The sequence below is a fragment of the Candidatus Tisiphia endosymbiont of Nemotelus nigrinus genome (assembly GCF_964026475.1).
Taxonomy (GTDB): domain Bacteria; phylum Pseudomonadota; class Alphaproteobacteria; order Rickettsiales; family Rickettsiaceae; genus Tisiphia.
This window is the reverse complement of record NZ_OZ032151.1, coordinates 123,991-145,818: the sequence shown is the minus strand read 5'-3', so window position 1 is coordinate 145,818 and position 21,828 is coordinate 123,991. Positions and strand designations below refer to the sequence as shown.

The following is a 21,828-nucleotide window of genomic DNA, read 5'->3' as shown; positions in this document are numbered from 1 at the left end:
TACCTAATAATAATTATTAATTTTATCCAGTCTTCTGTGATCCTGATGATATTAAATAAGGCACAGAGCTAATGGGTAAATTCATTGTTTTATAAATAATTTTTGCGTCATCTGATATTAAGGATGGAATGGCAAATATTCTTTTATCATGAATATGTGCTACATTGGTAATTTCTACTCCAATTAGTGCTTTACGTAACCCCAGCATCAAACAGTCTTTATACTCTTCTGTATAGATGCATGATAAAAAAATACAAAAATAATGATAATTGCTATTAGTGGCTCATAAAAATCTGCTATATTGTAGATGTAGCCAATAATTAATAAATTATATGTTTTTATCAAAGTTTCTTGATCCTAAAAATGATTTTTGTTTTCGTAAAATCTTTGGTACTGAAAAGAACAAGGATATACTTGTACATTTTTTAAATGATGTTCTTAAGTGTAAAGGAAATGAGAAAATAATTGAGGTGACGTTTTTACCCACTATCCAAGACCCTGATATTGCTATTTATAGAAAGTCTATTGTTGATGTGTTATGTAAAGATCAACACGGTAATCAATTCATAGTGGAGATGCAGGTAAGCAAACACCCAGGGTTTGAAAAAAGAGCTCAATTTTATGCTGCTAAAGCATATTCTCAGCAAAGAGTTGAGGAAGATGAGAAGCATAAGAAATTGGCAGTATACGCCAAATTAAAAGGAGTAATATTTTTAGCAATAGCAGATTTTGTGATGTTTGAAGATAAAAAACATTGGAAATCAGAACATCGTCTTTTAGATACGGAGAGCTATGCCCATGATTTAAAAGATTTTTACTTTGTATTTTTAGAACTCGAGAAATTTAAAAAAACTATAGATGAGCTAAAGAGTATTGAAGAGAAGTGGATGTACTTTTTTAAGCATGCTGGAGATAGTACATTAACATTAACAGAAATAGAGCAGTTAATAGGTAAAGATGAAATTATTAGAAGAGCCTTTGAAGCGGTAGACCAAGCTAGCTGGTCAGAGTCAGAGCTTAACACCTATGAACAAATGACCAAAGCTCGTCTTGATAATTTAGCGGTAGAACAGCAAAAAATTGAAGATGCTGAAGCTAGAGGTAAAGCTGAAGGTGAAGCTAAAGGTAAAGCTGAAGAAAAAATATCATTAGCAAAAGAAATGTTAATTAATAATGAGCCAGTAGAAAAAATAGTTAAATATACAAAATTAACTATTAAAGAAGTAAAAAAGTTAAAAATAGACGTAGACTTTTGCAAAACTCCAATGACTTCAACTCTTAAATAGGTGGCTCTACATGTCAATAGCACTAGAATCTAAGAATTTAGAACCAAAATTTTCAGTAAATGGCAAAATTTGGCAGCAGCGATTAGCCAACGAGGATAATGTTTTAGAGCTTTGTCGTTCTATAGGAATTAGTGATTTTCTAGCTAGGGTTCTATCTCCTCGTCTGAAAAATCTGGTGCAAGCTTCTGATTTTTTTTCACCTAAACTTAAGAACTTATTACCAGATCCTTTTCATTTACTTGATATGCAAAAGGCAGTAGATAGGACTATAGAAGCTATTGTAAATAAACAAAAAATCTGCATATTTGCTGATTATGACGTTGATGGTGCTACTTCTTCATCATTGCTTAAAAATCTATTTAGGAATTTGGGGCAAGAGGTTGATATTTACGTTCCAGACCGAATTGCTGAAGGATATGGACCAACCCCAGCTGCTATGCAGAAAATTAAGGATAATGCAACTAAGTTGCTTATTACCGTAGATTGTGGAGCAATGGCACATGATGCTCTAAAATATGCATCATCAGTGGGACTTGAGGTGATAGTAATCGATCATCATATTAGTAGCGATATATTACCTGAGGCCGTGGCTGTTGTTAATCCGAATCGTATTGATGAAACGAGCAGCTATAAATACTTGGCTGCTGTAGGAGTATCATTTTTATTTGCTACTGCCTTATTATCTGATTTAAAAAAACAAAATTTCTTTGCCAATAGTCACTGCGAGAAGCAGGTTAGCTGCGATGAAGCAATCCAGAAAAATGAACGTACTATACCCAACTTAATGCAATATTTAGATTTAGTTGCACTTGGTACAGTATGTGATGTAATGCAGCTTATCGGCTTAAATAGAGCTTTTGTTGCTCAAGGATTAAAAGTTCTCCAACAAAGAAAGAATTTGGGGATGACAACCTTATGCGATATTGCTGGTTTAAAGGAAAAACCAAACTGTTATCATTTGGGATTTGTCTTAGGACCTAGGATTAATGCTGGTGGAAGAGTTGGTAAATCATCCTTGGGGGCTAGTCTTTTATCTACCGAGTGTAGCATAGAAGCAAATAAATTAGCACAGGAATTGGAAAAACACAATAATGAGCGAAAAGTAATAGAACTAATAATGATAGAAGAAGCCACCCAAATAGCTTTAACCCAAGAAAATGATAGCTCATTATTTATCGTTGGTAAAGGCTGGCATCCAGGTGTGATCGGTATTGTTGCTGGAAGATTAAAAGAAAAGTTTAATAAACCGGTGTCAGTTATAGCTTTAAATGATGGGATAGGTAAGGCTTCTTGTCGTTCCATCAAAAATGTTGATTTTGGTAGTAAAATCATCAATGCCAAGACTAAAGGGTTAATTGTAGTTGGTGGTGGACATGCAATGGCTGCTGGATTTACAGTACTAGAAGAAAAATTATCAGAATTGCAAGAATTCTTAAATCATTCATTTAAGAGTGATATGAGTAATCAGAGTGACCATATTTGTGAAAAATATGATGCAGAACTTACTACAAATAGTGTAAACTTGCCGCTAATGGATGAGCTAAGTAGACTTGAACCGTTTGGTCAAGGGAATCCCGAGCCAATATTTAAATTCTCTAATCTTTTTGTCTTGAGAGCCGACATAGTTGGAGGAAAACATATAAAATGTTTGCTTGCTCCTTCTAAAGAAGTTTTTGGCTCTAAAACACTTCCTGCTGTTGCTTTTAATGCTGTATCTGGTCCTATAGAGAATATTTTACTTAATATTAAGTCACATAATATTTCTGTAATTGGTTCATTAAAAATAAATAGTTGGCAAGAACGTCATACTATCCAACTACAAATAAAGGACTTGATAATATAAATTTTTCTATTAGTATGAGTTTATTCGATATCGTTGTCATTCCCGCGTAGACGGGAATCTATATCCCTGCGTTTACAGGGATGGCACTGTACTTAACCGTTATATATAAGTTTTTTATGTCAACACCTAAACAACTAAAAGCACAGACTAATGTTTCTATTGGCACAACAAACGATCTTGCCATAGTTCAAGAACATTATCAAGATTATCCCTATCCTTATAGAGATCCTGAGGAAGAAACAAAAAGATTATTGGCAATTAGCGGTGAATCCTTGGGTGAATTAAATCATTATTTATATCAAGGTAAAAAGGACTTTAATTCGGGTTTTCGAGTATTAATTGCCGGTGGTGGTACTGGTGATTCTGCTATATACATGGCAGAACAGCTAAAAAATAAAAATGCCGAAGTGGTATATTTAGATTTTAGTAAGCCAAGCATGGAGATCGCTCAAAAACGTGCCGAGAAACGCGGTCTTACCAATATTAAATGGGTATATGATTCTATCTTAAATATTCCAAAGATTAATTTAGGTAAGTTTGATTATATTAATTGTTCAGGAGTATTGCACCATTTACAAAGCCCTCCTGATGGTTTAAAGATTTTAAAAGATTCTCTAACTACCAATGGAGCAATTGGGGTAATGGTTTATGCCAAATATGGTCGTACTGGAGTATATCAGGTGCAAGATATTATGAAAATGGTAAACCAAGGTGTTAGCAATAGGGTAGAGGAAATAATGAATGCCAAGGCTGTTATAGCTGGCTTTCCTACAACTAATTGGTATATACGTGGGCAAGAACTATTAGCAGACCATATTACTTTTGGTGATGTAGGTTTATATGATATGTTCTTGCATAAACAAGATAGGGCTTATTCTATTCCCGAATTATACGAATTTATTGATAATGCAGGTTTAAATTTTGTCGAATTTTCTGATGTTAGCGAAAAATTAGCTCTAAGAATAGAGAATTATATTAAGGATTTTTCTCTTTTGCAGAAAATTAAGAGGATGGATATAATAACTCAGCAAGCAATTTGTGAATTAATGGTTGGCAATATCATTAAACATAGTTTTTTTGCCTCTAATGCCAAAGATACCATTGCTACTCTTGATAATTTGGATAATGTACCATATTTTTACGGTATTGCAGGGATCGCCAAACAAATTTATGATCATATAGAAGCTAGTGCTTTGATAGCTGGCAATGTCATTAATTTTACGTTAAATAATTCGTTGTTAAAAAATATCAATATTACTATACCAGTTTCTAATTATACCAAATATGTTTTTAAACAAATGATAGATGGTGGTAAAAGTCTGCAGGAAATCTTTGATTTAATTAGAGAAGAATTGCAACAAGAAATTAGTAACGAAGCATTGTTGCATGAAGTAAAGACTATATTCACCCCATTTTTTACTGTAGGAATTATGTTGCTTCATAACAAATCAGTAACTCTCTAGATTATGAGGAGGGGCTTCTTCACCCAGCACTTTTATGGTCTCCAACCCTTTCATGGTCTGGGTATTGTTCTCACTAATAATAGTAATAGCATTACTATTAGCGAGCATATCTGCAGTGCTGTGCAGTAGTAATGATGGTGTGAATGTAGTATTTGAAGTTACCATAGTATTACCAGCGTTAGCAGATGGTAAATCTTTCTCTTGAAAGGGTGAATCTTTCTCTTTACTCATACATAATCTCCTATTAATTGTTAAAATAAGTAGGTATTACAAAAAATCGGGTTAGCTATAACTTCAAAAGCTGTAAAAACAAGCTCTTAAAGTTATGAGATTGGATTACTCTGTAGGTGGTTGTTCTACTCCTAATAGTGCAGGGTGAACATCAGAGCTATTATCCAAGATAACAACGGACGTATCAGTGGTTAGAACGTTCAAATCGTTATTAACAACAGATGTATTAGGATTATTAACAACAGATGTATTAGGATTTGGAATATCCAAATTATTATTAACAGTAGGTATGGGACGCAAGCCATTAATATTATTAGCCCTAATACATAGTGCCAGAAACGTTGCTTGATTAACATGATTTGGAAAGGGAAAATTGTTGTGGTTATTTCTCATATATAAATCTCCATTAATTGTTAAAGAGAAATCATATACTATTTATCAAAAAATACAAAATTAATTCTAATTAATTAGTGAACTTTATAATTCAAGAAAATTGATTTTGCTCTTATTTTCCATAATATATATTATAGAACACTTCGAGCAATAAGCAACCTACTATCACCATATATTTTTTCTTTAATTATCTCTAAACAATCATCAGCAAAATCTTCATTTTTGGCAGATTCAATTACAATAATGGTTTCTTCCTCTTTTAACCATTGACCTTTTTTCAAAGTATTTACTGCTTTTGGGACAAGATTATGACCGTATGGCGGATCGATGAAAATTAAATCAAAGCTGTTTTTACATTTTGGCAAAGCTGTAGCATTGATATTTAGGAAAGTCATTTTATCCGCTTCGCCTATTTTACTGGCAAATTCTTTTGCTACCCGCAAATAATCACTATTTATATCGATTAGCGTAAGCTAAGCTACCAGTACCGGCAAATAAATCGAGGATTTTAGACTCTTGGGTAAATAACCTGCCATCACTAAATTCTCCTGAAGTTAGTATGCTAAAAATCGCCTCTCGGATTTTGCCTGTGGAAGGACGATAATTAGCGTTCTTTAAGGTAGGTACGATCCGATTCCTATGTTTACCGGCAATAATTCGTATCATAAAAATTTCTTAAATTTTTCAAGTGGCAGTTCTTTATATTGATTTGGTTGCAAATCATCTAATAAAAACCCTCCATAACTAATTCTAATTAACCGATTAACACTTAGACCAAAATGTTCAAATATCTTCCTAATTTCACGATTCTTGCCTTCAGTCAAAATTACTTCAAACCAACAATTAGTTTTGCCTGATTTTGTTAATTTAATTGATTTAGGGTCATAACGTATTTGATCAATCTCTATATTTTGATAATTTTTAAGCAACAGGTTTGGGTTACCATGCGCTCTGACTTTATATACACGTTCAAGCTTACTTGATGGTAACTCAAACTTCCTTGCTAAGTCACCATTATTGGTAAGTAATAGCAATCCTTCACTATTGATATCTAGTCGTCCGATTGAGATTACCCTAGGAATACCCTGTGTGCGGGCTTTTTGTACGGCCGACCCGCCCTTCCCTTTTGCAAGCTCATTTGAGTACATATCAGCTTGAGAACCGTTCTGATTTGACGCAAGACTTTCAAATACAGTTTTTCTACCATAATTATCTTTATGCGAAGTAATTAAGCCGACAGGCTTATAATATGTCCATAAACGTGGGGTTTGCTGTTGATTTATTACTTTTCCTGATACCTCAATAAGGCTAGTATTATCAACTAGGGTGGCAGGTGAATCGATAACCACGCCATTTACCTTTACTTCACTATTCTTGATAAGTAGTTCTGCATCACGCCTTGAACATATCCCTGCGTTACTAATCGCTTTTGCCAGCCTTTGTGTACTATCCATTGTTTTAATTAGATTTTTTAATAATCGCTTTTAAAGCCTTAAAACCATTATTAGATGGTAAGTGATAAACAAGTGTATACAATAATCCTACGTTTTGCAAATATTTCCATAGGAATCCTTGTAATGCAGCTATGTATATGTTAGAATCATCACATAATATAATTATTTTACTAGATTTCTCACATATGTTACTTTATAAATTTAACTAGATTTTATTTAGCAGATTCTAAAAATGAATGTTATAGACAAAGAAAGAGTACTACTTGCCGCACTTAGCCAAATCGAAAAAAGTTACGGTAAAGGGTCGGTCATGAAACTTGGTCAACGTCGAGCTGTAGATGTTGAGGCAATACCAACAGGATCGCTAGGGCTTGATATAGCACTTGGTATAGGCGGGTTGCCTAAAGGAAGGATTATTGAAATTTTTGGACCGGAGAGTTCAGGAAAGACCACTTTAACTCTACATGTAATTGCTGAGGCACAGAAGAAGGGTGGTACTTGTGCTTTTATTGACGCAGAACATGCCTTAGATCCAGCATATGCCAAAAAACTTGGAGTAAATATTGATGAGCTTATTATTTCCCAACCAGATACTGGTGAACAGGCTCTTGAAATAACTGATACTCTAGTACGTTCTGGGGCTATTGATATGGTCGTTATTGATAGTGTTGCTGCTCTTGTACCTAAAGCCGAGATTGAAGGAGAAATGGGTGACTCCCATATGGGGTTACAGGCTAGATTAATGAGTCAAGCGCTTAGGAAACTTACCGCATCCATTTCCAGAACTAATTGCATAATTATTTTCATTAATCAAATTAGAATGAAAATAGGCGTCATGTTTGGCAGCCCAGAGACTACTACAGGTGGTAATGCTTTGAAATTTTATGCCTCAGTAAGGCTAGATATCAGAAGAATTTCATCAATCAAGGATAAAGAGGAAGTAGTAGGTAGTCAAACTAAGGTCAAAGTTGTTAAGAATAAAGTCTCGCCACCATTCAAAACTGCAGAATTTGACATAATGTATGGCAGCGGTATTTCTAAAGAAAGTGAGATAATTGACCTTGGCGTTAAGCTTGAAATAGTAGAAAAGTCTGGTTCTTGGTTTTCCTATAAGGATACTCGTATAGGGCAAGGCAGAGAGAATGTTAAACATTACCTAAAGGAACATCCGGATATCTGCTGTGAGATAGAACAATTAATTCGTCAAAAATCTTCTCATAATGCTAATATTACCTTTGATAGTGAAGCGATAATTATGGAAGATGATGAATGACAAATAATAGTATTATATAATTAGAAGTTGGAGTTAAAATGATAGATTTGACTGATAAAAAAGCTCTAATTACTGGAGCATCTGGATCAATTGGTGGTAGTATTGCTAAGCTATTACATTCTCTTGGTAGCCATGTAGTAATTAGTGGTAGTAACCAAGAAAAACTGCAAGAACTTGGCAATAACTTAAAAAATAATTATACCATAGCTCCATGTGATCTTACCAATATCGATGAATGCACTAACTTAGTGGCTAATCTTGAGCATATAGATATTTTAGTTTGTAACGCTGGAATCACTAACGATATGCTAGCAATAAAAATGTCTGATGAAATATTTGAGCAAGTTATAAACATCAACTTAAAAGCTAGTTTTATTCTCAATCGTGAAGCGATAAAAAAAATGATGAAAGCTCGTTATGGTAGAATAATTAACATATCATCTGTGGTGGCAGTTTCTGGTAATCCGGGACAAGCGAATTATTGTGCTTCCAAAGCTGGGATGATAGGTATGACAAAATCTCTAGCACTTGAGGTGGCAAGTAGGGGGATCACAATTAATGCTGTTGCTCCTGGTTTTATTAAATCAAACATGACTGATAAATTAAACGAAACTCAAAAAGAAGCGATACTGCAAAAAATTCCTCTGAGAACTCTTGGAACACCAGAGGATGTTGCAAATGTGGTAGCTTTCCTAGCAAGTGACAAAGCTTCCTATATTACTGGTCAAACTATCCATGTTAATGGTGGATTGGTACTGGTATAATATGATAGCTTGCTATCACAGCTGTCGAAAGTTAGAAGAGGAATCGGGTTTAGGCAAGGCATTTTAAAAGTCGTATGTGGTCAACGTCATTACAAGAAAGACGTAGGTCGACGAAAAATGAATTGCTTCGTCGGCTCATGCCTCTTCGCAATGACGCCGGTTATTTTCCTGCAACTTTTAAACTACCATGAAACTACAATGCTATAAATTTTATAATGATTTAATATCACAGGCTGTGGTTGAAGAAATTTGGCTATTTGGTTCTAGAGCAAGGAATGATAATCAGGATAGAGCAGATATTGATTTAGCTATAGTATGTCCTAATGCTACCATTAATGATTGGTTAAAATTGCAAGAGATTATTGATAATGCTGACACACTTTTAAAGATAGATTGTATAAGACTTGACGAATTAGATGATTCATCAAACTTAAAATTATCTATAATACGAGAAGGAGTGAAATTATATGAAAGATCCTAAAATAGAGTTAGGGTTCTTAAAATTAAGTAGAGCTTTAATCTCTTTAGAAGATATTGCATTTAAGCCTCAGCAAGAAGATCGGAGTAATATAGACGCTAGCATTCAAAGATTTGAGTTTACTATAGAACTATTTTGGAAATTATTAAGGGTGATTCTTGAGAGCAAAGGAGTAGCAGTACAATACCCCAAAGATGTTTTGAGAGAGGCGTTTAAAGGACATCTTATTGATCATGAACAAGAATGGCTAAAAATGCTTCTAGATAGAAATGTTACTTCGCACACTTATGATGAGCAGCTAGCAGATAGAATTTATAATAATATTAAATCCTACATTCCTATATTAAGAAGTACATTTGATAGGCTGAATTTTATTAAGGATTCCATCATTTGACAAAGTGCTATAAAACTGTTAAGTTATTATAAAGCACGAGCAAGTATGGAACAGCACCAAATTACGTGAATAGGTAAATTCGTTAGACTAGGAGCAATTTTAATTACTAATACTTCAAAAATACTGATTATTGATAATCAAAAAATATTAAATGAATTCTGCCAACAATTGTTAGATTGTAAGACTATAAGTGTTGATACTGAGTTTTTGCGTAAGAATACCTACTTCGCTCAGCTTAGCATAATTCAAATTATGACCAGTAGTCATAAAGTGATAATTGACACTTTGTGCGATTTGGATCTTTTTCCTCTTAACGAAATATTTTTGAATGAGAAGGTTCTTAAAATATTTCACGCCCCTAGAGAGGATTTTGAGATATTCTATCATTTATTTAAGAAATTGCCAAGAAACGTTTTTGACATACAAATCGCTGCTGGTATTTGTGATTTTGGTAAACATTTAAGTTATTCGGATATATGTAGCAAAATTTGCTTTGTTCATATTGATAAAACTTATCAAAGGTCTGATTGGTTAAAACGTCCTATTAGTGCTAATATGTTAGAGTATGCTATTAAAGATGTTGAATATTTAGAACCGATTTATAGCATATTGCAACCAATAATCCAAGATAATAACCTGCAAAATGAATATGACGAGCAAATAAAATCTTTGCTTAATATTGAAAATTATATTGTTAATGCCCAGAAGGCTTGGCAAAAAGTCAAATTCCATAATCATTCAGAGTTTTTTATTAATAAGATGAAAATTATGGCAGCTTATCGGGAAGAACAAGCAAGTACTATAGATCTACCAAGGAGACATTTTATTAGCGATGAAGAGTTAGTAAAGATTTGTCAATATTTACCTACCAGTAACCAAGATTTTGAAAGTCTTAAATTAAATGGTCGATATCTTAGTAAGCAAAAATATAGAACTCAATTAGCAAATCTGTGTCTTGCAATACAAGAATTAGGTGAATAATTGCACTTTATTTATGTTAGTTGTAAAATAAAATTGCTATTTTCTCAAAGGTTGACTAAAACAGGAATCTTATATCCTCTGGCTTTATTGCATGGCAATGTTTAGTTTAGTTTTTTTTAAAACCATTTCTGTATTACTGAGCGTAGTAATTGGTTTTTTAGCAGGAAGATACTCCAAAGTTGAGAGAGATAGCATAGCTTCGTTGTTATTCTATTTTATCTCTCCTATTGTTTTTTTTGCTATTCCCGCTAGCACTACTTTAACTTTATCATCTTTAAGTGTTACTGTAGTTGTTTTTTTCATTGCCAGCTTGTTATCAATATTTTCTTACTATTTTTTTGGACGATATTGGTTTGATCATACACGAAACATTATAGCATTATCTGCCGGCACCGCTAATGGTGGTTATTTTATGCTGCCAATAGCCGCCGCTCTCTTTGATGATTATGTTTTAAGTATCTATATGATGGCAGTCATAGGTGTAAATATTTTTGAATCCTCCGTAGGTTTTTATATTTGTGCTAGGAGTTTTGCCAATAGTAGTGAAAGTATCTTGAAAGTTGTGAAGTTACCAATTTTAAATGCTTTTTTACTTGGTTGTTTATTTAGTTTCGCTGGTTTCACTTTACCTGATTTTCTGGATGATTTTATATATAATATGCGAGGGGCATTTTCTATACTTGGTATGGTTATGGTTGGTTTGGCTCTTTCAGCCTTGCAAAAATTTGAAATAGATATAAAGTTCACTCTTGCCACTTTTCTGGCAAAGTTCCTATTTTACCCAGTAGGAGTTAACATATTTATCCTTTTAGATAAATTTGTTTTAGGATGGTATGATGAAAATTATTACAATGCTTTCAGGCTTCTTGCAACTGCTCCTATGGCAGCAAATGTGATTGTTATAGCCAGTTTACAAAAATTCTATCCAGAAAAAGTTGCTACTACGGTATTTCTTTCCCTAATTTTTAGTGTAATATATATACCAATTATGGTAAGTATATTCTTAAGTGATTTGAATTAATTATTCAGAATAGATGATACAAAAATTTATCCAAGTTGGACCTTACATTAATTGGTTTGGCTCACAATATATCCCAGCTCATAAGCTAGCTTATCTTGAGTTTGGTGATCCTAATAATAAAAATGTAATAGTCTGTGCCCATGGCTTAACTAGGAATGATCATGATTTTGATAAAATAGCTATGGCATTAAGTGATAATTTTCGAGTAATTGCTATAGATTATCCAGGACGTGGAAGTAGCGATATTTTTAAAAAGAAAGAACATTATAATTATCCAGTATATATAAAAGATACAGTCCTTTTTTTAAGGAAGTTAGCTATTAAGAACTGTATTTGGCTTGGTAGTTCCATGGGCGGGATAATTGGTATGGTTCTAGCTAGCAAGTATAACAAACTTATCAAAGCAATGATTATAAATGATATAGGTCCTTTTATTCCTTCATCCCCTGTAGTTAAAATTGGTCAATATGCAGGTCAAACTCTCTATTTTGTTGATTTAGCTAGTGCCAAACAACATTTAAAGCTAATATATAGTCAATTTGGTATTAGTAGTGAAGAAGATTGGGATCATCTTACCAAATATAGTTTTATAAAGACTCAAGACGGAAGATATAAAATGAATTATGATCCTGGTATAGTACATGGTATGAGTACTAATGCCAGTAAGCAAAAAAATGTTGATATGTGGGCTATATGGAATAAAATTATTTGCAAATTACTGGTTATTCATGGAGCTAAGTCTGACATTTTACAACAATCTACTATCGAAGAAATGAAAAAGAACAAAGAATTTGATCTTTTCGTCGTCGATTATGCTGGTCATGTACCTTCGTTAATGACCAGTGATCAAATTAACTATATAAAATATTGGATAAATGGTTTGACTAGATGATTTTTGACAAGGATATTAATTATGACTATTTCTACTAAAGTACTTATTATAGGTTCAGGTCCTGCTGGTCTAAGTGCAGCAATCTATACAGCTAGGGCAGCACTAAATCCGATATTATTACATGGTATGCAGCCGGGTGGGCAGCTGACCATTACGACAGATGTTGAGAATTATCCAGGTTTTGCTGATCCTGTTCAAGGACCTTGGCTAATGGAACAGATGACTCAGCAGGCAAAAAATGTTGGGGCAGAAATTATTTATGATTATGTAGAAAAAGTAGATTTGTCAAAAAAACCCTTAGTGGTGACCACTGGATCTGGTATAATTTACTGGGCGGACAGTCTTATAATATGTACTGGGGCAGAAGCAAAATGGCTTAATATTACTTCCGAAGCACAATTCAAAGGATATGGTATCTCAGCTTGTGCTACTTGTGATGGTTTCTTTTTCAAGAATCAGCACGTATTGGTCGTGGGCGGAGGAAATAGTGCTGTTGAAGAGGCATTATATTTAACTAACCATGCAAGTCAGGTGACTATTGTACATCGTCGGGATAGTTTTAGAGCTGAGAAAATTTTGCAAGAGAGACTATTTAAAAATCCTAAAATATCTGTTATTTGGAATCATAAGCTGATAGAAGTTGTTGGTACTGATAATCCTAAATCAGTTACCTCAGCTAAGCTGGAAAACACTCAAACAGGTGAGCTTAGTTTAATTAATTGTACTGGTATATTCGTAGCAATTGGTCATATGCCGAATACTGCTTTGTTCAAGGGACAATTAGATATAGATAGTGATAATTATATTATTACTAAACCAAATTCAACGGAAACCAGTGTTAAAGGTGTTTTTGCCGCTGGAGATGTACAAGATAAGATTTTTAGACAAGCAGTTACTGCTGCTGGTACTGGATGTATGGCAGCTTTAGAAGCAGAGAAGTTTTTAAACCATTAAATTTAAAATATAGCTTGTAGTAATTATGGCTCGTAGTAAAGCGATTGATAAAACAGATAAATTAACTGGCTCAAATGAGTCAGGTGTGGTCATGCCTGTCGCTCGAACTTTACCGGAAAATGTTCAAGCTGAACAAATGTTAATAGGAGCAATTTTAGTTAACCATGATTACTATAATACTGTTTCAGAATTCCTAAGACCAAACCATTTTTTTGAGCCACTACATCAAAAGATCTATAATGCTATTGAAGTTATTACAGAAAAAGGCCTAATTGCTACTCCAGTAACGCTTAGAAGCATGTTAGAACGAGATGAATTATTTCAGGAATTAGGTGGTGGTGACTATCTAAATAAGCTGGTCACTTTGTCAATGATGGTGATTAACCCTCTAGATTATGGAAAAATAATCTATGATTTGGCAATAAGGCGCAATTTAATTCAGATAGGGGAAGAGGTAGTTAACAATGCTTATAATTCTTCTTTAGAGTATGATTCAAGTCAACAAATAGAACATGCAGAAGGTAAGCTTTATCACCTTGCTAGTGAAGGAGTTAATGAGAAGAGTTTTGTTAAAGTTGCTGTGTCTCTTTCAGAGTCTCTAGCCAGTATTAACAGGGCGATGAAAAATTCCAGTCATGTAATAGGTATTTCTACCGGCTTAATTGATTTGGATAAAAAATTATCCGGTTTTCAGAACTCAGACTTAATTATCATTGCTGGGCGTCCATCAATGGGGAAAACAGCTTTTGCTATAAATCTTGCAGTGAATAGTTGTAAAGCTATGCAACTGAAAAATAATGGACAAGAGAAAGAAAGCCAATCAGTGGGGTTTTTCTCTCTTGAAATGTCATCTGAGCAGCTCGCTACTCGTATTCTTTCAATGCATACTGAAATTGATTCATCATCCCTTCAGTCAGGTCATGTGACGGAAGAGAATTATAATCGATTGCGTAAAGAGGTTATCGCTCTTTCTGAACTACCATTTTTTATTGATGATACACCAGCTTTATCCATTGCTGCCATTCGTACTAGGGCTAGAAAAATGAAGCGTAAGCATAATCTTGGTATATTATTTATAGATTATCTTCAGTTAATTAGAGGAATAAACAAGTCAGATAATAGGGTAAATGAAATTTCAGAAATTACTCAAGGATTAAAAGCTATAGCCAAAGAATTAAATATCCCAGTAATTGCTTTATCACAATTATCTAGGGCTGTCGAGCTTAGAGAAGACAAAAAGCCGATGTTATCAGACTTACGGGAATCTGGGTCTATTGAACAAGATTCTGATATAGTGATGTTTATCTATCGAGAAGAATATTACTTAACCCGTAAAGAACCTTCAGCGGGTAGTGAAAAACACTCAGAGTGGGTAAATAAGATAAATCAAGTATATAATGTTGCAGATATTATAGTAGCGAAACATCGTAATGGTCCCGTTGGCAATGTTCAGCTTCATTATGATAATCAATATTCAAAATTTGGTAATTTACAGAAAAATTATCAAAGTGTTTAATAAGAAGTTTCCCTGTTAAAAGTTAAAAAACAACAACTATGTTTAAACGCAAAAGGCATCATATGAGCATCTTTAATATTTCAATAGTAGAATTGTGGCTGATCGCTAGCATTATTTGTCTAATTATAGAATTTTCTAACATTCCAAATGTTGGCTTTTTATTTTTGGGTTTAGGGGGAATATCTAACGCAATAATATTAAATAATTATCTAAACCTTTTAAAATACCAGTATATAATTTTTGGTTTTGCTTCTTTTATATGGTTGGTTATTTTGTGGTATCCACTAAAATTCTACGTTGGCAAGAAGTATGGCAAGCACGAGTATTCCGACATGTTAGGTCAGGAAGTGCAGCTATATAGTAATGAACTCCTAGTAGGAGAAAAGGGGCAGGTATTGTGGTCAGGAACGATTATGAATGCTAAACTCAGCAAGGATTCTGTAAAATCAGCATATAAAGGAGACACGCTCCGCATAGTACAGATTGATGGTAATGTTCTTATATGCACTGCAGGAAATTTGAAGAAGTGAGATTAACGAAGTGACTACTACTATTATTTACCTAATAGGAAAACCAGGCACCGGAAAGTATACTATAGCAAAAGAAATAGCAAAGGCTGGCTATAGCATATGTGACAACCAACATATCAATAATCCTATTTTCGCACTGCTAAATTATGATGGATTGACTCCTATTCCAGAATTTGCTTGGGATGCAATTGGGCTTATACGAGAGGGTATCTTTAATTTTTTAAGCCAAGAAATTAGTAATAATTATGTTCTTACCAACTGTCTCTATGAAGTTGATGGTGATCGTAAGCTTTTTAACCAAGTACAACAGCTAGCAGCAAATCGTAAATCAGTGTTTATTCCTATAAAACTACTGATTTCAGCAGAAGAAAATATTAAGCGAATTCAACATTTAGACAGGCTGCCTCGTTATAAATCAATCGATGTACAAGATGTTTATCCAGAATATCCTTTAATTCAAATCTCTCATCCTAATTTATTTGAGCTTGATGTTACAAATCTCTTTGCTAGGTTCTGTGAAGTTTTGTAAAAAAATAAATTAAAAAGAAGGAGAGGTAGTGTATTTTCTATTTTAGACAATCAAAAACACTACCGGAATGAATTATCATATAAAAATCAGAGAATGGCAACAAATTATTGAAATATTAAGAAAAAGAAAAGATATAAAAACAAGAAATGAGGATAAGCTTAGACGATTTATTGAAGCAATATGGTACATAACACGTTCAGGATGCCAATGGCGGTTGTTACCGAGTGTTTATGGTTCATGGCGAGCAGTGCATATGAGGTTTAAAACTTGGTCTAATAAAGGAATATGGACCGATTTGTTTGAGCAAGTACAAGCTAATCCTGACATGGAATCAACAATGATTGACGCTACTATAGTTCGTGCCCATGCATGCTCAGCAGGTTATAAAAAAGATAGCCAAGATCAAGAAGCTTTAGGGCGTAGTAAAGGAGGTTTTACTACTAAAATCCATGCCTTAGTTGACGCTCTTGGTAATCCTTTAAAGTTTATTTTAACTGCAGGTCAAAGACATGACATTACACAAGCCAACTCATTGGTTAAAGATATTAAAAATACTATGCTCCTTGCCGATAAGGCATATGATAGCAATGCTTTTATTGAGCAGCTTGAAGAGCAAAATTGTATAGCTGTTATTCCATCAAAAAAGAACCGAAAACAGCAAAGGGAGTACGATAAACATATCTATAAAGAACGTCATTCGATCGAATGTTTTTTTGGTAAAATTAAACATTTTAGACGAATTTTTTCGAGATTTGATAAAACTGCTACTGCTTTCTTGTCTTTTTTGCAATTTGTTGGAGCTTTTATATGGCTTCGTTAGAAAACTTCACAGAACCTAGTGAAGCTGCAAGAAAAATTTTACAGCATGTTCAGTTTTATACCCTGAATTCTATGTAACAAGTTACATAGAATTCAGGGCTGTATATAGAAACAATCAGGCTTAAAGCGGTTTGACGCCTGATTGTAAATCAGTTAAAATGCATTCGAAGAATCGCTTCAAGAATGCATTTTTCCTTATAACAAAGCCAATTCGATATAAGAATTATTAATTCTTATATCGAATTGAGGTTAATTATATTAACTCTCTTAATTCCTTTAGATTACTAATAGGACAAATTAGTTTACTATTAGGCTTTTCAAGTTTAGAGCAAATTAATTTATTGAATCCTAACTTTGTTGCTTCTTTTATTCTCACTTCTGCGGCCGTTACTTTCCTTATTTCACCAGATAAACCAATTTCTCCGAAGAAAATACTATGTTCTGGTACAGCTTTATTGCTTGCGGCAGAAATTAAAGCAGCTGCAACAGCTAAGTCTGAAGCTGGTTCCGAGATTTTAAGTCCGCCAGCAACGCTCAAATATACTTCATGAGAAGATAAATTAAGACCAAATCGTACGTTCAATACGGCTATGATCATTGATAACCTATTCAAATCCCAACCTACAACTGAACGTCTTGGCATTGGCATATTTGACGGGGCAATTAATGCTTGAATTTCGATTAACAAAGGTCTTGATCCTTCGATTCCAGCAAATACTGTTGTCCCGCTAACATTTTTATCTCTTTTCATCAGAAATAGTTCAGAAGGGCTAGAAACTTCTATAAGACCGCTAGCAGTCATCTCAAAAACACCAATTTCCCCTACTCCACCAAACCTATTTTTAATAGACCGTAAAATACGGAAGTGGCTATTATGATCGCCCTCAAAATATAGTACGGTATCAACGAGATGTTCAAGCAACTTAGGGCCAGCTAATTGCCCATCTTTTGTTACGTGACAACTAAGCAAAATAATAATATTATTCTGCTTAGCGTAGCTAATTAATTCATTAGCACAGGCACGAATCTGGGAAATAGTACCAGGTGGAGATGATAATGTGCGAGTTACCATTGTTTGAATTGAATCGATAACTACCAAATCAATATTGCTCTTATCAGCATCAATAGTTGAGATAATATCTTCAATATTTGTTGCGGCTAAGATGGATGCTGTTTTATTGCTAAGTCCTAATCTTAAGGCTCTTAGTTTTATTTGGTCAATAGATTCCTCTCCAGTTACATACAGGCAGCACTTCATTGTAACACAAGACGAGCTTGCCACTAAGTGTAATAATAAAGTTGATTTTCCAATTCCAGGATCACCACCAATTAAAATTGCGGAAGAGCAAACCAACCCACCTCCCAGCACCCTATTTAATTCCTCTATAGGCGTAGGAATACGTAATGAATCTACGACAACACCATCCAGCTTTTGTATTTCTTGTTTATTGCCTAATTTAACTTGCCCTTGACTAATTATCTCTTCTTCAATCCCTCCCCACAAGCCACAATCAAAACATTGCCCAGCCCACTTTGCTGTACTATTACCACAATTTGTACATATATATTGTTTTTTTACTTTGCTCACTTTCTTAATTTTTTACTATAGAGTTAGTTAGGATGCTAATAATTGTTCTAGTAAACTATTAGTCTCTTTTATAATATCTTTCCCTACCAATATTTTGCTAAATACTAATTTAGTATCTGGTTTTATTTTAGTTTGCTGAGGATATTTTATAACAAAATTCCTAACCTTATCAGCTATATCCTCTTCTTTATAGAACTTTAAAACAAACCCTCGTTCACCAGAGTCTAAATTTTCAATATTAAGCTGACTGCATTTATGCTTTATTTTTACTATATCAAGTAGATTATTAAACTCTAATGGGATAGGACCAAAACGATCAACCATTTCATCTTTGAAATTTTCAATATCTGTATCGTCAGTTAAATTACCAATTCTCCTATACAGACTTAGTTTAAGAGAAGAATCTGCAATATAATTATCGGAAATGAAAACAGGTAATCCCAAATTAATTATCGGAACAAAAGATTTTGGATTTTCAATGACTTCACCCTTAAAAATTGCTATTTGCTCATCTAACATCTCCTGATAAAGCTCTACCCCTACTTCTTTAATCTGACCTGACTGCTCTTCTCCTACTAAATTACCAAAACCACGTAAATCCATATCATGGCTAGCAATAGTAAAACCAGAACCAAGAGAGCAGCTACTCTGCATTATTTCTAGACGTTTTATTGAATGGGCAGTCATTTTCTTATAATTTGCTAAGGTTAGGTAGGCATAGCCTCTGAACTTACTCCGCCCTATTCTACCCCTGAGCTGATATAACTGACTCAGACCAAGAGTATCAGATTTATGAATAATCATCGTATTAGCTTCTGCAATATCTATACCAGACTCAATTATTGTGGTGGAAACGAGTATATCAAATTTACCATCACAAAATTCACCCATAATCTCATCCACTTTGGCAGCTGGCATCTGACCATGAGCCACTTTATATTTCAATTCTGGCACAATTGTTTGCAAGTATCTCTCTATATCTGGTATATCCTTAATTCTAGGCACTACATAAAAACTTCTACCACCACGAAAACGTTCTCTAAGTAAAGCATCTCTGATAATTACTTGATCAAATGGCATCACTGTTGTCCGAACTTCTAACCTATCCATTGGCGGTGTGGCAATGATACTAAGGTCTTTAAGCCCAACCATTGACATTTGCATTGTACGAGGAATTGGTGTTGCTGAAAGAGACAGAACATGCATTGTAGTTTTGAGTTTCTTTAAATATTCTTTTTGAGCAACACCAAAATGTTGTTCTTCATCAATTACTAATAATCTGAGATTACTAAATTCTATATTTTTACTCAATAAAGCATGCGTGCCAATTATTATATTAGCTGTACCATTTTTGATTTGTTCTTTAATAATTCTAGCATCGCTATTAGTAACTAAACTGGATAGTTGTACTATATTCAAGCCAAAATCCTTAAATCTTTTAAGAAATCTTAAATAATGCTGCTTACCCAGAATAGTAGTTGGTACTATAATAGCTACTTGAGGAGTTTTATCAATATCACCACAACTTGATTTTGCTACCATAAAAGTTGCTCGTATAGCTACTTCAGTCTTGCCAAAACCAACATCTCCACAAACTAATCTATCCATTAAAAGACCTGAGTCGAAATCTTTTCTAATATCGTTTATGGCATTTAATTGATCTTCAGTTTCGGTATATTTAAATCTATGACAAAATTGCTCATACTCTGCATGATCAAATTCTATTGGACTTGTTACAGCTAATTTTCTCTTAGCAGCTATTTCTAATAATTGTTCAGCAATTTCTGTAATACGGTTTTTAAGTTTGGCTTTACTTCTTTGCCAGCTACTGCTAACCAATTTGGCAAGCTGTGCTTCACTACTACCATATTTTTTAATTAGCTCTATATTTTCAACGGGAATATATAATTTATCATTATTCTCATACAGAATTTTTAGGAAATCATGAGCTTTACCTTTAACATCTAGTGTTTCAACATTAAGAAATTGCCCAATACCATGATCCTTATGAACAACTAACTCTCCTTCACTTAAATTATCCAATTCCATTAAAAGATTTTTAAGCTTACGTTTAGCACCTTGCTGACGAAAATTCACCGCACTTTTTCCGAGAATATCATGAGCAGCAATAAACAAATATTTATCACTATAAAACCCTTGGCTAAGCTGAACATAGGCAAGATTTATAATTCCAGTTTTTGCCTGTTGTAAATTGTCTATTTCGATATATTTGCGGGAATAGCTATCTATTAGGCTTTTAAATCTTTCCAAATTACTTTTAGAGTGACAAAAAATAATTGGTATTTTACTCTTATTATTTTCTATAATCTCAAACAGCTTATTAAAAACTGTCTTATCCTCTATAAAACTAGTTACCGTAATTTTTTCTAATGAATGTGCATAAGGCGAATCTTCTGGACTAATTAAAATATTATTATCATGTTCTAGGAATTTTTGTATTTCCTGGCTGGTAAAGTACGCTTGTTCAGGAGGCAAGGCAGGATAAAAGGTATTTAATTTTATTTTGTTAGACTCAATCCGCGATCTGTAAAGATCTGTATAATTATTCTCCTGCTCAATAATTGATTGTAACGACAAATTATCATAAATAATAATAGGATTATCTAAGTAATTAATTAGGCTACTGAAAGAATTATAGAATAAAGGAGATAAATGCTCATATCCTTGGAAATTTTTCCCTTCAATCACTGATTCATATAAAGGGCTATTCACGTAATTAACACCAAAAGCTTTTAGGTAATTATCTCTAAAATTCTTTATTGTTTCCGGGTTTAATATCACCTCACTAGCAGAATTAAGTATTAGCTCTGTACAATTATTGGTAGAAATCTGGCTGTCAATATCAAATTCCTTGATTGATTCTATGTGATCCCAACTAAAATTAATACGATAAGCTTTAGAACCAGGTAAAACTATATCTACTATCTCTCCTCTTATAGAAAATTCACCACTATCAATGCTACTACTACTCCTAGTAAAACTATTATGTACTAAGAATTCCGCTAGTTTATTGGCGGAGAAGTTCATTTTATTATGTAATCTTAAAAAAGACTTAACTAGTAACTCTGGAGGAGGTAATTTGCTCAGTAAATTCACAGCATTAGTAACTACCAATTTTTTTTCATTATTAGTTGCTAAATAACTTAGTGTATTAGCTCTTTCTGATAAAATGTTAGACTGCGGTGAAATACGATCGTATGGGATAGTATCAAGACTAGGAAAATATAATATATTGCTAGTTTTGACATTTTGTGCCATAAACAATAATTGTTTATGGCTATTTATTGCATCTTCTTCACTAGCAAAAATAAGTAAAATATTCTTGGTGGATTTATTTAAAAAATACTCACTAGCAAAAAAACTTTTTGCACTGAGTGGCAGTGGTTGTTGTATCATTT

At 33.5% G+C, this 21,828-nt stretch carries 21 protein-coding genes and 1 pseudogene; 15 read left to right on the top strand and 7 right to left on the bottom strand.

Features of this window, described 5'->3' with window-relative positions; all coding sequences use genetic code 11:
* Nucleotides 1–22: 22 nt before the first annotated feature.
* On the bottom strand, nucleotides 23–208 hold the full coding sequence (locus tag AAGD39_RS00750; protein WP_341756754.1) for a hypothetical protein: 186 nt from the start codon (nucleotides 206–208) through the stop codon (nucleotides 23–25).
* A 124-nt stretch (nucleotides 209–332) separates the two neighbouring features.
* Between AAGD39_RS00750 and AAGD39_RS00745 the strand changes: the two genes are divergently transcribed.
* The 3 genes from AAGD39_RS00745 to AAGD39_RS00735 all read left to right on the top strand — a co-directional run bounded on the left by AAGD39_RS00745 (nucleotide 333) and on the right by AAGD39_RS00735 (nucleotide 4,592).
* Nucleotides 333–1,286, top strand: a complete 954-nt coding sequence (locus tag AAGD39_RS00745) for an Rpn family recombination-promoting nuclease/putative transposase (RefSeq protein WP_341756753.1) — start codon at nucleotides 333–335, stop codon at nucleotides 1,284–1,286.
* A gap of 10 nt (nucleotides 1,287–1,296) precedes the next feature.
* A complete protein-coding gene (gene recJ / locus AAGD39_RS00740) occupies nucleotides 1,297–3,129 on the top strand; it encodes a single-stranded-DNA-specific exonuclease RecJ (protein WP_341756752.1) in 1,833 nt (610 codons plus the stop codon).
* 116 nt (nucleotides 3,130–3,245) lie between these two features.
* Nucleotides 3,246–4,592 (top strand): class I SAM-dependent methyltransferase, encoded by a 1,347-nt coding sequence (locus AAGD39_RS00735; protein WP_341756751.1) that lies wholly within the window; start codon nucleotides 3,246–3,248, stop codon nucleotides 4,590–4,592.
* Here the strand turns inward: AAGD39_RS00735 and AAGD39_RS00730 are convergent.
* The 4 genes and pseudogenes from AAGD39_RS00730 to AAGD39_RS00715 all read right to left on the bottom strand — a co-directional run bounded on the left by AAGD39_RS00730 (nucleotide 4,578) and on the right by AAGD39_RS00715 (nucleotide 6,670).
* Nucleotides 4,578–4,823 (bottom strand): hypothetical protein, encoded by a 246-nt coding sequence (locus AAGD39_RS00730; protein ID WP_341756750.1) that lies wholly within the window; start codon nucleotides 4,821–4,823, stop codon nucleotides 4,578–4,580. The genes AAGD39_RS00735 and AAGD39_RS00730 overlap by 15 nt on opposite strands.
* 105 nt (nucleotides 4,824–4,928) lie before the next feature.
* On the bottom strand, nucleotides 4,929–5,216 hold the full coding sequence (locus AAGD39_RS00725; protein ID WP_341756749.1) for a hypothetical protein: 288 nt from the start codon (nucleotides 5,214–5,216) through the stop codon (nucleotides 4,929–4,931).
* A gap of 131 nt (nucleotides 5,217–5,347) precedes the next feature.
* A pseudogene (locus AAGD39_RS00720) lies at nucleotides 5,348–5,882 on the bottom strand (RsmD family RNA methyltransferase).
* Nucleotides 5,879–6,670 carry a pseudouridine synthase gene (locus AAGD39_RS00715; RefSeq protein WP_341756748.1) on the bottom strand — a complete coding sequence of 264 codons (792 nt, stop codon included), beginning with the start codon at nucleotides 6,668–6,670 and terminating at the stop codon, nucleotides 5,879–5,881. Before AAGD39_RS00715 ends, AAGD39_RS00720 begins: the two are co-directional and overlap by 4 nt.
* Nucleotides 6,671–6,902: 232 nt before the next feature.
* Here AAGD39_RS00715 and recA point away from each other — a divergent pair, with 232 nt between their 5' ends.
* The 12 genes from recA (at nucleotide 6,903) to AAGD39_RS00655 (ending at nucleotide 16,822) form a co-directional block, all read left to right on the top strand.
* Nucleotides 6,903–7,943 carry a recombinase RecA gene (gene recA / locus AAGD39_RS00710; protein ID WP_341756747.1) on the top strand — a complete coding sequence of 347 codons (1,041 nt, stop codon included), beginning with the start codon at nucleotides 6,903–6,905 and terminating at the stop codon, nucleotides 7,941–7,943.
* 38 nt (nucleotides 7,944–7,981) lie between these two features.
* On the top strand, nucleotides 7,982–8,707 hold the full coding sequence (gene fabG / locus AAGD39_RS00705) for a 3-oxoacyl-ACP reductase FabG (RefSeq protein WP_341756746.1): 726 nt from the start codon (nucleotides 7,982–7,984) through the stop codon (nucleotides 8,705–8,707).
* Nucleotides 8,708–8,894: 187 nt separating this feature from the next.
* Nucleotides 8,895–9,188, top strand: coding sequence for a nucleotidyltransferase domain-containing protein (locus tag AAGD39_RS00700; RefSeq protein WP_341756745.1), 294 nt, complete (start codon nucleotides 8,895–8,897; stop codon nucleotides 9,186–9,188).
* On the top strand, nucleotides 9,175–9,579 hold the full coding sequence (locus AAGD39_RS00695; RefSeq protein WP_341756744.1) for an HI0074 family nucleotidyltransferase substrate-binding subunit: 405 nt from the start codon (nucleotides 9,175–9,177) through the stop codon (nucleotides 9,577–9,579). The genes AAGD39_RS00700 and AAGD39_RS00695 overlap by 14 nt, the downstream gene beginning before the upstream one ends.
* 120 nt (nucleotides 9,580–9,699) lie before the next feature.
* Complete coding sequence (locus AAGD39_RS00690; RefSeq protein ID WP_341757192.1) at nucleotides 9,700–10,560, top strand: ribonuclease D; 861 nt, start codon at nucleotides 9,700–9,702, stop codon at nucleotides 10,558–10,560.
* Between the two features lie 91 nt (nucleotides 10,561–10,651).
* Complete coding sequence (locus AAGD39_RS00685) at nucleotides 10,652–11,581, top strand: AEC family transporter (RefSeq protein ID WP_341756743.1); 930 nt, start codon at nucleotides 10,652–10,654, stop codon at nucleotides 11,579–11,581.
* A 13-nt stretch (nucleotides 11,582–11,594) separates the two neighbouring features.
* Complete coding sequence (locus AAGD39_RS00680; protein WP_341756742.1) at nucleotides 11,595–12,473, top strand: alpha/beta fold hydrolase; 879 nt, start codon at nucleotides 11,595–11,597, stop codon at nucleotides 12,471–12,473.
* A 21-nt stretch (nucleotides 12,474–12,494) separates the two neighbouring features.
* On the top strand, nucleotides 12,495–13,427 hold the full coding sequence (gene trxB / locus AAGD39_RS00675; protein WP_341756741.1) for a thioredoxin-disulfide reductase: 933 nt from the start codon (nucleotides 12,495–12,497) through the stop codon (nucleotides 13,425–13,427).
* A 25-nt stretch (nucleotides 13,428–13,452) separates the two neighbouring features.
* Nucleotides 13,453–14,943 carry a replicative DNA helicase gene (locus AAGD39_RS00670; RefSeq protein ID WP_341756740.1) on the top strand — a complete coding sequence of 497 codons (1,491 nt, stop codon included), beginning with the start codon at nucleotides 13,453–13,455 and terminating at the stop codon, nucleotides 14,941–14,943.
* A gap of 62 nt (nucleotides 14,944–15,005) precedes the next feature.
* Nucleotides 15,006–15,473, top strand: coding sequence for an NfeD family protein (locus AAGD39_RS00665; RefSeq protein ID WP_341756739.1), 468 nt, complete (start codon nucleotides 15,006–15,008; stop codon nucleotides 15,471–15,473).
* Nucleotides 15,474–15,483: 10 nt separating this feature from the next.
* The gene (locus AAGD39_RS00660) at nucleotides 15,484–16,002 is read left to right on the top strand and encodes a hypothetical protein (protein ID WP_341756738.1); all 519 of its coding nucleotides are present in this window, start codon (nucleotides 15,484–15,486) and stop codon (nucleotides 16,000–16,002) included.
* A gap of 67 nt (nucleotides 16,003–16,069) precedes the next feature.
* Nucleotides 16,070–16,822, top strand: a complete 753-nt coding sequence (locus AAGD39_RS00655) for an IS5 family transposase (RefSeq protein ID WP_341756107.1) — start codon at nucleotides 16,070–16,072, stop codon at nucleotides 16,820–16,822.
* 252 nt (nucleotides 16,823–17,074) lie between these two features.
* Here AAGD39_RS00655 and radA read toward each other — a convergent pair whose 3' ends face one another.
* Together radA and mfd are read right to left on the bottom strand one after the other, a co-directional pair.
* Complete coding sequence (gene radA / locus AAGD39_RS00650) at nucleotides 17,075–18,409, bottom strand: DNA repair protein RadA (RefSeq protein ID WP_341756737.1); 1,335 nt, start codon at nucleotides 18,407–18,409, stop codon at nucleotides 17,075–17,077.
* 27 nt (nucleotides 18,410–18,436) lie between these two features.
* Complete coding sequence (mfd, locus tag AAGD39_RS00645) at nucleotides 18,437–21,826, bottom strand: transcription-repair coupling factor (RefSeq protein ID WP_341756736.1); 3,390 nt, start codon at nucleotides 21,824–21,826, stop codon at nucleotides 18,437–18,439.
* Nucleotides 21,827–21,828 lie beyond the last annotated feature (2 nt).